The sequence below is a fragment of the Saprospira grandis DSM 2844 genome (genome assembly GCF_000275825.1).
In the GTDB taxonomy this organism is placed as follows: domain Bacteria; phylum Bacteroidota; class Bacteroidia; order Chitinophagales; family Saprospiraceae; genus Saprospira; species Saprospira grandis_A.
This window is the reverse complement of sequence record NZ_JH719942.1, coordinates 380,398-392,229: the sequence shown is the minus strand read 5'-3', so window position 1 is coordinate 392,229 and position 11,832 is coordinate 380,398. Positions and strand designations below refer to the sequence as shown.

General features: G+C 43.1%; 8 protein-coding genes. 2 read left to right on the top strand and 6 right to left on the bottom strand.

Annotated features, from left to right (window positions below; genetic code table 11):
- The first annotated feature begins 134 nt into the window (after positions 1–134).
- Together SAPGRDRAFT_RS01985 and SAPGRDRAFT_RS01980 are read left to right on the top strand one after the other, a co-directional pair.
- Positions 135–1,712, top strand: coding sequence for a hypothetical protein (locus SAPGRDRAFT_RS01985; protein WP_002656763.1), 1,578 nt, complete (start codon positions 135–137; stop codon positions 1,710–1,712).
- 10 nt (positions 1,713–1,722) lie between these two features.
- Positions 1,723–2,760, top strand: coding sequence for a hypothetical protein (locus SAPGRDRAFT_RS01980; protein ID WP_002656761.1), 1,038 nt, complete (start codon positions 1,723–1,725; stop codon positions 2,758–2,760).
- 1,446 nt (positions 2,761–4,206) lie between these two features.
- Here SAPGRDRAFT_RS01980 and SAPGRDRAFT_RS01970 read toward each other — a convergent pair.
- The 6 genes from SAPGRDRAFT_RS01970 to SAPGRDRAFT_RS01945 all read right to left on the bottom strand — a co-directional run bounded on the left by SAPGRDRAFT_RS01970 (position 4,207) and on the right by SAPGRDRAFT_RS01945 (position 11,179).
- A complete protein-coding gene (locus SAPGRDRAFT_RS01970) occupies positions 4,207–5,895 on the bottom strand; it encodes a M3 family oligoendopeptidase (RefSeq protein WP_002656760.1) in 1,689 nt (562 codons plus the stop codon).
- A gap of 109 nt (positions 5,896–6,004) precedes the next feature.
- Entirely contained in the window at positions 6,005–6,508 is a 504-nt protein-coding gene (locus SAPGRDRAFT_RS01965; protein WP_002656759.1) for a hypothetical protein, read from the bottom strand.
- Position 6,509: 1 nt separating this feature from the next.
- Positions 6,510–7,421 (bottom strand): helix-turn-helix domain-containing protein, encoded by a 912-nt coding sequence (locus tag SAPGRDRAFT_RS01960; protein WP_002656758.1) that lies wholly within the window; start codon positions 7,419–7,421, stop codon positions 6,510–6,512.
- Between the two features lie 59 nt (positions 7,422–7,480).
- The gene (locus SAPGRDRAFT_RS01955; RefSeq protein ID WP_002656757.1) at positions 7,481–8,428 is read right to left on the bottom strand and encodes an SDR family NAD(P)-dependent oxidoreductase; all 948 of its coding nucleotides are present in this window, start codon (positions 8,426–8,428) and stop codon (positions 7,481–7,483) included.
- A 457-nt stretch (positions 8,429–8,885) separates the two neighbouring features.
- Positions 8,886–9,986 (bottom strand): hypothetical protein, encoded by a 1,101-nt coding sequence (locus SAPGRDRAFT_RS01950; protein ID WP_002656756.1) that lies wholly within the window; start codon positions 9,984–9,986, stop codon positions 8,886–8,888.
- Positions 9,987–10,057: 71 nt separating this feature from the next.
- Positions 10,058–11,179, bottom strand: a complete 1,122-nt coding sequence (locus tag SAPGRDRAFT_RS01945; RefSeq protein ID WP_002656754.1) for a CapA family protein — start codon at positions 11,177–11,179, stop codon at positions 10,058–10,060.
- Positions 11,180–11,832 lie beyond the last annotated feature (653 nt).

The window sequence follows — 11,832 nt, the reverse complement described above, 5'->3', positions numbered from 1 at the left end:
ACCCAGCCAGCTTGCTGGCGCAGGGCCGAGCAGCCCTGCGAGCCCTGTAAGGGCCCGGCCGCCGCAGGCGGCAGGCCCCAAAAAAAGAAAAAAAATACTATCTTTAGAGTTCGTTCTTTGAAATAAAATGGGCATTGGAAGCTACTTATGAGTATGAAGCCAAACCCACTTGGACGCCCTACTCAACAGTGACGACAGAGATCTCTACAGCAGTTTATTTGCGTACGCAAGAACTGGGCGTGGCGACATGGAGAAGAGAAGGCATAGCGTTTTATAGTGATATAGATAGCGCAGCTCCTGTACAATATCAAAACGAAAGAGGCTATCATCGCTATGCACTAAGCAATTTCCGAGGAGATTTGCGGATGGAAATAAGCGATATTAAGCTTCCAATGGGAACAGACTTAACGGTAGCAACTTACTATCTTGCAGATGTATTATCGGCTACGGATGCTTATGCCTACGGTTGGGAAATGCCTGGCCGAAACTTTCCTGGGGCTATTCCTCCAGAATATGGCCATAACGGAATGCGCAAAAGTCCAGAAATTGGCTCAGGGCATCATACTACTTACTTTAGAGAGCTAGATGGGCGGATGGGCCGTTGGTGGTCTGCGGATCCCATTACCTTCCCACATCAATCGCCCTATAATACCTTTGATGGAAATCCGATTTATTATACGGATGCTTCTGGGGCAAGTGTGAGCTATCCAGAAAAAGAAGAGTCTTATAAAGCTACTGTATCAACGGAAATTAGCTCTACCTCTTTTGCGAGGAGTTATGTGGCAAGGGTTGCAAGAGGATTTGATAATGGAGGTGGAGACCCTAATACAGGTAGAATTACAGCTGCTGTATATTTTTCATTTGAAGATCCAACTTTGACTCCAGCGGATAAACTTCAATATATTCAAAATTTTCAAGCATCTGTGCTTGCTACTTGGAGTAATCAAAACATTAACGGGGTCGCTGTAGATCTTTCTGCAGTTACTTTTTTAGAGGTTGATGCAACATATGATCCTCAGAATGAATTCCATAATCTATTTACAGTGGGAAATGGTACTGGGGATCCTCATGCCGATGGAACAAATACATCTTATGTTGTGAATGGTGGTACAGTAGGAACAACAGGATATTTCTATTACCAAGGAGGAAATCCAACAACTTATGCAGCGCATGAATTTGGACATATTTTTGGGTTGGCCGATAGGTATCATCAAGGGGTAAACAATACTATGAATACTATAGATGGAGTGAAATTTAAAGGTTGGTTTACAGGACGTCGGACCATTCCTATGGTTTTACCACATGATGATATAGATCCTGGATACAACCCATTTGATAACTTATATAGTACAGGTACATCAACTCTCACACCAATGCAAATGGAGATATTTTTTAATGATGATTTGATTGAAGACAATTATCCTAGATGTGTATTTATTCCTAATGAAAACAATTCTATATCATATAGTGCATTAAAATTTACTGGAAGTAAAGCTATCGCTTATAATAGTCAGCTATTACCTTTTCCAAAAAAGACTCAACAATCTTCCGTATTTGTAGCATACAAGCGATGGGGAGCAGGTTTTAGCATTAAATTTAATCATAATAACGCTTTTCGTAAATTTTACTATCCTACTTACAAGGGGACTAAGATATTTGATAGAGTAAATAATAATAATAAAAAAGTTTTAAATAGAAGGTTTGGACCTTAAAAATATAAATATGAAGTTTCTTTTAGTTTTTTTGATATCTGTCCCTTTTGTTTTAAGAGGACAAGAGTTAGTTGTAACTCCTGAAATGTCGTTAAAGACGATATCTAATGATACAAACTATTATTCAAAGGTTTCTTTTATGTTCGGTGAATGTAAGTTCATTTCAGAAGTTGTAGAAAAACATCAAGATGTCTCATCACTACATATCGATGTGGCATCATTTAGACAACTTAAAAAGTTTTTGTGCGAGTTTAAGAATTTAGATACATTATCATTAGGGGAATTTACCGATAGAGCTGAAGTACGTTATAAAATACCTAAATGTTTTTCTTCAAAAGGAATAAAGTCTTTTGAAACTTCTTGGAAGTTTAAAAATCGAAAAAGCATTGAAGAATGGTTGATAGTTAATAATTCATGGACCAATCTATTGATGCACAATCAACATGTAAAAAATTCCACATTTCAATATTTAGTAAGATTGCCAAATATTTACGAAATAGCTGTAGGAGGAGATAATATAAAAATGATCAACTTAGATAAAATATCTCCTTCACTTAAAGCACTGTATTTAAATACAGATAAAACCATTTACTTCAATACTTTGAACTATAAAGATTCTATATACATTGATGGTTGTAAACTAGATCTAGAAGACAGTATAACTTCAAAGTTGTTATTGAGTAAAAGAGTATCTGTAACAGGGTTAAACTTAAGAGGGGTGAAACAATTTTCTCCTGTAATTTTGGAATTAGATGATATCAATTATATAAAGTTAAATTTAGGCGATATTACAGCAACTAATTTAGACATTATGAAGAAAATGAAAGGGCTTAAAACACTCTTTATTTTTGTTACAAAAAACGATTTTCTGAAGAATAAGTCATCGCTACTAAATATAAGAATGTTGAAAGGGGTGGGAAATATTTTTTTTCAAACTTCTACTAATTCAGTTAGAAAAAAAATCCAAGGATTAGAGAAGAATATGTTTGATCAAATTATTTATAGTTCTTATTATTACGGGAAGGAGTTGTATTATCGAATTCGATAGTCTTAGGTGCTCATCCATATCAATTTGCAGCCGGGGCCTCCCGCCTTCGGCGGTCGCTACGTTTCGGGGCTCGCTGTTACTTGCTTCGCTGCGTCGGCTCCCGTTGGTCGGGTCGCTCGGCCCTGCGCAAAAAACAAGTTTTTGCTTGGTCTGCGGCTTTGCCGCACTGCCTACCATCGCTAGGCCGTTTGGCCTTCGGCCATGGCGGCGAAGCCGCCTGCCATTCATCGCCTAGGGACAAGCCCCTAGGCTAATCCAATGGAGTCAGCCCTAAAGGGCCTCAAATTATGATTTACGGCCTTGCTCATCTGCTTTTGCAGAGAAGGGCCATACCCAAAGGCCCTCGCAGAGGGCTGTCTAAAAAAGCTAGCCTAGGGGCTTGTCCCTAGGCAGCAAGAAGGGCAGACACAAAATTTTAAATACGCCCATTTATTAGTCCCTCAACTTTTTCTTGAGAGTTTTGAAAAAGGAGAGATAAAGAAAACGTCTTTTAGTGGCTGGGTAGTTTTGGGGCCATGGGCTGAAGCTTAATGGAAAGCTACAAGTAGAAAAAGCGAACAAGGACTTTAGTCCGCTCTTCGCTCAGGTAATAAGCTTAATGGAAAGCTACAAGTAGAAAAAGCGAACAAGGACTTTAGTCCGCTCTTCGCTCAGGTAACAACCCTGGGCTTCAGCCCAGGGCGGTAAGCATAGCCGCCTATTAGTCCCTCAACTTTTTCTGGGGTTTTTTGAAAAAGGAGAGATAAGAGATAAAGAAAGCGTTTTTTAGTGGCTAGGTAGTTTTGGGCTGAAGCTTAATGGAAAGCTACAAGTAGAAAAAGCGAACAAGGACTTTAGTCCGCTAGTTCGCTCAAGTCTACAACCCTGGGCTTCAGCCCAGGGCGCTAAGCATAGCCGCTGTTGACTAAGCTTAATTAAAGATTCTAGGAGCTCGCCTTTTCTGCCATGGGCTAAAGCCCATGGTTGCGGGTCTATGCAAACTGGCGGGCTAAAGCCCTTCTTTGCTGATGGAGCCTAGTGAAACAGAAAATCCCCTCGTATGAGGGGATGGCGATTTTTTCGATAGCCTAGGGCCTTGGCCCTAGGGTTATTATGAAATTTATGGGGAAATTTATAACTAAAATTTCGGATGATAAATATACCCCTTGTTTTTATTGGTAGAGGATTTAAATCCTCTTCCGCAGTATAGACGTTGAACGGGGTTGTTGTATGGCTGCTGGTTTTAACCTGCAGCCACGGCTAGCAGGCGGCGAAGCCGCCGCAAAGGAGCGAAGCGACTTGGCCTAGGGGCCTGCAAGGGTGCCGCGCAGCGGCAGACCAAGGGCGAAGCCCGCAGGGCCGAGCAGACCTGCGAGCCCTGAAAGGGCCCGGCCGCCAAAGGCGGCAGGCCCCAAAAAAAGAAAAAAAGAGCCACCAAAAAAACGGCAGCTCTAGTTCAGTCATTATTTATTTTTGGGCCAAAAAGGCTCTGACGGGGCGCAGGGCTTTTTCTACGGTATCGGGCAAAAATGGCGATTGTAAATCGGCGATTTCCAATAATTTGAGGAAAGAATGGCGGCCACCAGTTTCGCAAAGTTTGATGTAATCGCTCCAAGCTTTTTCGGGCGCCTGAAGTTGGCGATCCCAAAACTGAAAGGCGCAAATTTGGGCCAAAACATAATCAATATAATAAAAAGGGCTGGCAAAAATATGCGTTTGGCGCTGCCAGTAGCCGCCTCTTTGCAAAAAGGGCTGTCCCGATTCGCTTGATTTGAGATGGGGCATATAGCGCTCTTCTAGCTCTAGCCAAGCGGCATTGCGTTGGGCGGGCGTCCATTCTGGATGTTCATAGACTAAGTGCTGAAACTCGTCGACAGCAGCGCCATAGGGCAAAAAGGTGACGGCTCCGCCAAGGTGGGCCAATTTGAATTTTTCGCTATCCTCTTTGAAGAACTGCTCGACCCAAGGCCAGCTAAAGAACTCCATACTCATCGAGTGAATTTCGCAGGCCTCATAAGTGGGCCAAATGTAGTCGGGATCGGCTCCAGAGCGGCCTGTTAGGTAGCATTGGAAAGCGTGGCCCGCCTCATGGGTAAGGACCGTGAAATCGTGGGCGCTACCATTAAAATTGGAGAAAATAAAGGGCGCCTGATGTTCGCGGAAATAAGTGCAATAGCCGCCATTTCGTTTGCCATCTTTGGAAGCTAGCTCGAGCAGGCCTTTGTCCTGCATAAAGCGGAAAAACTCCTTTGTTTCTGCAGACAGCTCGCTATACATTTGATCAGCCTGTTGGACCATCCAGTCTGCATCGCCTTTGGGCGTAGGGTTGCCATCCAAAAACTCTAGGGCAAAATCGTAGAACTCCATCTTATCGATACCGATGCGTTCCGCTTGTTTTTTGTAGAGGGTTTGGGCCAGGGGCACCACCTGCTCCTCAATCTGCTTGCGGAATTTAGCCACCTCTTGGGGACCATAATCGCTGCGGGCCATGCGGGCATAACCGAGCTCGATATAATTCTCATAGCCCAGCTTTTGGGCCATTTTGTGGCGCAGCTTGACAAGCTGGTCAAAAATATCTTCTACCTCTTCCGAGATACTATCATAGTACTCCCATTTGGCCGTTTGGGCGCCTTTGCGCCGGGCTCTATCGGTAGAGAGTTCTAGGGGGCTGAGGGTAGAAAGATTGTAGGTTTCGCCCTCAAATTCGATTTGGGCCTGCGCCTTAATCTCTTGATAGCGAGTAGAAAGACGGTTTTGCTCTTTGAGGTCCTCAATGATTTCGGGCTGAAAGGTTTTGAGGGCCATCTCCTCTAAATTGAAGAGATGCTGGCCCAACTGCTCGGCCATTTCGGCCTTATGCGGAGAGGCCAAAAGCGCTTTGCTAAAGGCATTAGACAAAGCCGAAAGTTCTGGGGCCGCCTGATTGAAAAAGCTCTTCTCTTCCTGATAAAAAGCATCGCGAGTATCAATAGAATGGCGAACCGAAGCCAGATTATAAGGACCACTAAAGCGCAAGCTCGTATCTAAAATCTGCTGCCGAATGGCTATGGCATCTTGGGCCGTAGGGGCCGCCTCAAAGGCCGTGATGAGGGCCTGGTATTCGCTTTTGATCTGCTCCAGCTCTGGGCGCTGATAGGGAAAGTCTTTAAATTGCATATTTATGGTTGTGTGGAGTGAGGAAGAATACTAAGATACAACCATCTTTTTGGAAATGGGGGAGGATTGTAGAGAAAAGCAAAGATCTTCTGGATCCTAGGGCCATAAATTATTTTTGCAAAATTATTGTTGTCAACTTCTTATGATAGCTCTCCATTCTCGAGTAAGCTGTTCCGTCAATTAGCAAAATAACAGTTAGCATAGCAACAGTGGTTATACTAATCGCCCTCGAAGTTGGTGAATTAGTTAGCAGCATTAGACCGGCAGCCAGCATAATAAGAATTGGGATGACTTTAAATACAATGGTATATTCCTTAAGTGTGCCTTCTGTACGTTTTATCTCAGATTGTTGAAAGTCCTGTGGATCTGTATTGAAATGCGTTTCAAATTGTTTAACTCTTTGAATATTGGTATAGTTGAGGCCACCACCAATAATGAGAAGTAATATACCAGCGACTAGGGTCGGGATAATATACGCCCTGGCTAAATCGGTTTTTCCCAATTGCCAAAACCCAATACTGCTGATTAAAAACCCCAGGGCAAAAAAGATGAAAAAGCGAGTTGAAAACACTTCGGACTTTGCCCAGTCCAAGGCCAGTTTTAATAGGTCCATTTTAGTTTAGTTTGTATTTTTTTCTGTATTCGCTAGGGCTTATGCCTTCTTTATTTTTAAACAACCTTGAAAAATAGGGGGGATATTCAAACCCTAATTCATAGGCCACCTCGGCAATTGTTTTATTGGGTTGCAGTAAAATGTTTTTAGCTTCATCCACTATATGCAAGTGTATATGCTCAATCGTGCTTTTACCCGTTACCTTTTTTAGGCTGTCACTTAAATAGCGTTGAGAAACAGACATTTCATCTGCAATTTCCCTAATACTAGGGAGCCCCTTCTCCTGCAACTGTCCAGATTCAAAATAGCTAGTCAAATGCTCCTGAAATTGCTCCAATAGGGAGCTAGAAATTTCTTTACGGTTTATAAACTGCCTTTCGTAATAGCGATTAGCATATTTTAGTAGGCTGTCTAGCAGCGAGATGATAATATCTTTACTGAAGATATCTTGGTTGTTTAGGTATTCTAACTCAATATTTTCGACAATTGACTCGATCTGTTTTTCTTCTTTTGGAGAAAGGTGCAAAGATTCATTGGTAGAGTAGGAGAAGAAGCTGTACTTTTTTATTTGATGAGCTAATGAACTCCCCTTCAAAAAGTCTTCATGGAAATTTATCGAAAATCCTTTTTGCTCAAATACGATACTGTTGTCCCACTGCAATACTTGTCTTGGTGCAATAAAGACTAAAGCACCATTTGTAAAATCATATTTGGTGCGTCCGTAGTTTAGCTCACCTTTCACAAACTTCTTTAAACTAATCGAATAGCAATCGTTAGTAATAGGCGGAGATGACTCTCTTGGGCAAGGCAAATAGCCCTCGCCTTTTGCCTGGAATACACTAAACATAGGGTGCTCTGCTTGTGGCAGCCCTAAGTAATCTAAATAGGCTGATAAGGTTTTAAAGTGTAGCATAGTTCTCTGTTGCTTTATGGCTAATACGGACGTTCCCTTTTGCGCATTTTACTAGATGCTTATATTTTCCAACTTAGGCCTGTTTCTTTTTCAGATAGATCCCATAATCGTTGCATAACAGCCTTGTCTTTTGCATGCGACTTAATTTCATGGGGCCCAACAGGACCAACAAAGTTGCCTCTACTCGTAGGACCATAAAACCCAGTTACATCTAGGTTCTCTTCTGTAGCACACATTAGTTCTGGATAAGCACCATTTTCGGCAGCCTGTGTCAGTGGTGTTAATTTCATAATGTTAAAAATCAGGTTCATAAGAAAGCTACCGTTGGTCGAAATTAGTGAAGTTCTAGAAGAACCCGGATGACAAGCATAGGCTTTTATATCAGATTTTCCAGCAGCTTTTAATCGGTCATTCAACTCATAGATCGACATGATTTGCGCTAGTTTACTTTGACTGTAGGCACTGTTGGGGGTATAGTCTTTTTCCCAATTCAAATCGTTAAACTTAATGGTTTTTAACCCCATATTGTAGCCCATACTACCAACGGCTACAATGCGCCCTTTCGACTGCTCAATCAATGGGAACAATAATGCCTGTAGTGTGAAGTGCCCAAAGTAGTTTACCCCCATTTGTAACTCCCAGCCTTCTTGAGTGACCTTTCTTTTGGGCGTTTGCGCAATCGCAGCATTACACATTAAAGCATCAATGCGGTCTGCCTGTTCTAAAACTTCAGCCGCTGCTTTTTTTACACTATCTTGAATACCCAAGTCCATGATAATGTTAATTACATCAATTTTATTCCCAACTACTTCTTTTAACTTGGCAATCGTATCAGCGGCTTTTTGAGGGTTCCTGTTCAACATAACTACTTTAGCCCCCTTCGATAAAAGAATTCGAGCTGCCTCAAAACCAGTTCCGCTGGTAGTCCCCGTGATTACAAATGTTTTCCCACTCAAGTCTTTTATTCTCTCGGGAGTCCAGCCTTTTTTTCCAAATGGATTTTTCATACTCATCGTTTTTAATTTTGTCCGCTACAAAAATAAGACGAATAAGATCTATTTACCTTATACAAGATTTCGCAATTGTTATACTTTTTGGGGCCTCCGCCGCGGCTTCGCCTTGCGGCGCTACGTTTCAGGGCTCGCAGGTCTGCTCGGCCCTGCAGCCGCCTGCGGCGGCTTGGGTCTGCGGCTTCGCCGCCCCCTTGCACATCGCTAGGCCGCTCATCTGTCTTTTTCCAGCTTAAGTTTCTTCTTCGGCGGCTAGTTTTTCTTGATGGTTAGGGAGCTGCCGCTTGAAACCCACAGCCAATTTCGAAACAGCTTAGCGAACATTTAGCCGCACTTTGGCCTGCAGCCATAATTTTGCGCCCCACTAACCCACTCTCAGCACCAAAGTATCCTGACTAGACAGCCGCAAGATCCCAAAGTAAGGTACAACCATCTTTTTGGAAATGGCGGAGGATTATTTTTTTTGTTGGGGGGGATTTGAGGGGACGTTTATTGATGAGGAGAATTGTCTTTTACAAGCCGCACATTTGTAGTAGTAACTGCTTGTATTGGATTTTCTTTTTGTGAAATGAGGACTTTTACAATAGGGACATTTAAAATTTCTTTTAGAGATTTTATATACTCCAATTTTAAGAAGTTGATCTTTACTCAATAGGCTTAATTCACGATCCTTTACAAGCTGCTTAAATTCCTTTGCTCGCGTTCTAAATTCTTTTTTAGAGTAAAAGTCTGATATATTGAATACCCTCATGTAGTCGTATCGAACATAGTAGAGTGCAATTTTATCAATTTTAAGTTTCTGCTCATCATTCACTTTTCCAAACAAGGAGAGTATATAATAACCAATTATTTGATTCAAATCACCTCTTGAAAGTTTTTGCTCTTGCGTTGTTTTTATGTCTATAAGAGTGTTGTCAATAATTAAATCTGCATCTGCACCGCCGACAAAAGAGGACGCTTTACCAAAATTTGGATTTAAAAAATATTGTTTTTTGGCCTTGAAAAAATCCCAGGATACTTTACTAATCAATATTTCTAGTTCATCTACTATATCTTCTTCTGTTTCATCTATTGTTGCATCAATAAATCCCGCTCTAACAACTAAGTCTAGTTTAGCTAAAAATAGAGCTGATCCAAGAAGTGCTCTTGAATATTCTCCATTGATTAGAAAGTCACCATAGTTAATTAAAGCTTGGTCAAATCGCTCTAGAAGTAATTGATAAAACTCTAAAGCATTTACTCTTCTATCATACTTGTAGCCAATAACAGCGCTCCTAGATACTCTGGCAAAGGTACTTAGCGTAAATTCACACTGTTGTAATCCTAAGTAGGCTACCCAATAAGTTTTTTGTTTTGTAGATATCGATTTGTTAATTCGTTCTACATTGAATCGGAGAAGATAATCTAATGCAGTTCCTACAAGTCCCTTATGGCTAGTGTTAGATTCTACTTGTATGGTATATTCTTCAGGGGTTCCTGGATTAGGGAAGTAATAACGAAACCATTGTTTTAAATATCTACGCCTTGGGTCTCTTAAAATCCTTGTTAGACTCATGTTTAATATTGGTTTTATGTGAAATGTAGGTGTCTAAATTTACAATTAAATTTTGATAGAATATTCCCCCCCTACTCCCTAAAAAACCAACCATCCTCCCGAATCCACAACCGACTCTCCGGAAAATCCGAACGGCTGAGCTCTCTTAAGTCATCTATCGCCAAACCTTTGGGGTCCAAACGAGGCATGCCCCCATGCTTTTGGACAATGGGAATAATCTGTCCCGCCAAAAATTGCCCCTCCCGCCCCAAAGCAAGCCGCAGCAGGGGCGCATGCGCGCCATAACGACTCATCCGAAAGCTGTAGGTGCAAAAATTCCCCAAACTATAGAGAATCAAACGCTCTTTGTAGAGCTCCATGCCCCGACTCACATGCGGACCCGTCCCAATAATAAGGTCGGCCCCCGCATCTACGCAAAGATGGGCGGTCTCATAGAGGTTGCCCCGATTAAAACCCAGAAAAATCTCGGGTTTTTCCTTGGGCTGATGCCGATATTCTGGCCCCTCCGCACCCCCATGTAAAGAAACAATCAGGAGCTCCGAATTGGCCTTGGCTTTTCGAATTTGCGCCCGAACCGCTGCCGTATCTTTCATATTAAAGCTGCCATAAAAAGGCGAAAAAGCACAAAATGCACAAGAACGACCCGCCCGAACAAAATACACACAGGGCCGATGCGCCAACCCCGCCGGCATAAATCCCATGTCCTGCAATTGCCGCTCTGTATTCAATCGGTCAGCCCGCCCAAAATCATCCATATGATTGCTGGCAATATTCAAAATGTCAAAACCCGCCCGCTGAAAAGGCTTTACATAAACCGGGGGCAAACGAAAGCGAAAGCAGCTTTTGGGATCATAACAAGCCTTGGCCCGCCCGCCCGAATCCCGCAAAACGGTCTCAAAATTTCCAAAACTAAGGTCGGCCTCCTGCAAATAGGGCAGAAGCCGCTCCCCAATCAAATCCCGCCCCAAATGAGGCGGCAAAAGCACCATCGGATGATTGGTCCCCGGCACAATATCCCCCACCGCCGCCAACCAAAAACTATCCTTCGGCGCAGGGGGCAGCGGCCAATCCCTAACCGCCGCCAAACTATCCGCTGCCGACTGATAAAGCAGGGCCGGAACCACCTCAGGCTCCAACTTTTCTGAGCCGCAAGCCCAAAATAAAAGACAAAGGAATAGAAGATAATAAGGCATGACAGAAGCTTTTGTATAGACCGAAAGATAGCGCTTATGAAGCTTTTTTTTATTTCTTTTTGGGGCCTCCGCTGCGGCTTCGCCTTGCGGCGCTACGTTTCGCAGCTCGCTATTCGCTCGGCCCTTCGCCGCCTGCGACGGCTCGGTCTGGCCCTGCAGGCCACTGCTGCACATCGCTAGGCCGTTTGGCCTTCGGCCATCCCTAGGGCCAAGGCCCTAGGCTATAGAATCATCGCCATCCCCTCCTTCGAGGGGATTTTTTTTGAACCTCTGGGTTGAAACCATCGGCCCATATCATTTATAGCAAACAAGGGCTTTAGCCCGCCAGTTTGCACAGCCCCACAACCATGGGCTTCAGCCCAGGGCCCTAAGCATAGCAATTGTTTTTATCGCTGAATTTTGTGTGGAGTTGTTGAAGAACAAGCCGCTAAGCAATGATTGGCCGAATTAGAGACTGTTTAAGATTTTGTGTGCGGCCCTTTTGCTGCCTAGGGACAAGCCCCTAGGCTAGCTTTTTCAGACAGCCCTCTAAAGAGGGCCTTTGGATAAGATTCTCCTTTGCTATAATCATTTAGCAAGACCTTATATATCAGCAGTGGAGGCCCTCGCCAGGGCTGACTCCATTGGATTAGCCTAGGGGCTTGTCCCTAGGC

Excerpts from the sequence above, each read along its gene's own strand:
- SAPGRDRAFT_RS01980 (WP_002656761.1), top strand. The coding sequence starts at position 1,723 with ATGAAGTTTCTTTTAGTTTTTTTGATATCTGTCCCTTTTGTTTTAAGA.
- SAPGRDRAFT_RS01970 (WP_002656760.1), bottom strand. The coding sequence starts at position 5,895 with ATGCAATTTAAAGACTTTCCCTATCAGCGCCCAGAGCTGGAGCAGATC.
- SAPGRDRAFT_RS01965 (WP_002656759.1), bottom strand. The coding sequence starts at position 6,508 with ATGGACCTATTAAAACTGGCCTTGGACTGGGCAAAGTCCGAAGTGTTT.
- SAPGRDRAFT_RS01955 (WP_002656757.1), bottom strand. The coding sequence starts at position 8,428 with ATGAAAAATCCATTTGGAAAAAAAGGCTGGACTCCCGAGAGAATAAAA.
- SAPGRDRAFT_RS01960 (WP_002656758.1), bottom strand. The coding sequence starts at position 7,421 with ATGCTACACTTTAAAACCTTATCAGCCTATTTAGATTACTTAGGGCTG.
- SAPGRDRAFT_RS01950 (WP_002656756.1), bottom strand. The coding sequence starts at position 9,986 with ATGAGTCTAACAAGGATTTTAAGAGACCCAAGGCGTAGATATTTAAAA.
- SAPGRDRAFT_RS01945 (WP_002656754.1), bottom strand. The coding sequence starts at position 11,179 with ATGCCTTATTATCTTCTATTCCTTTGTCTTTTATTTTGGGCTTGCGGC.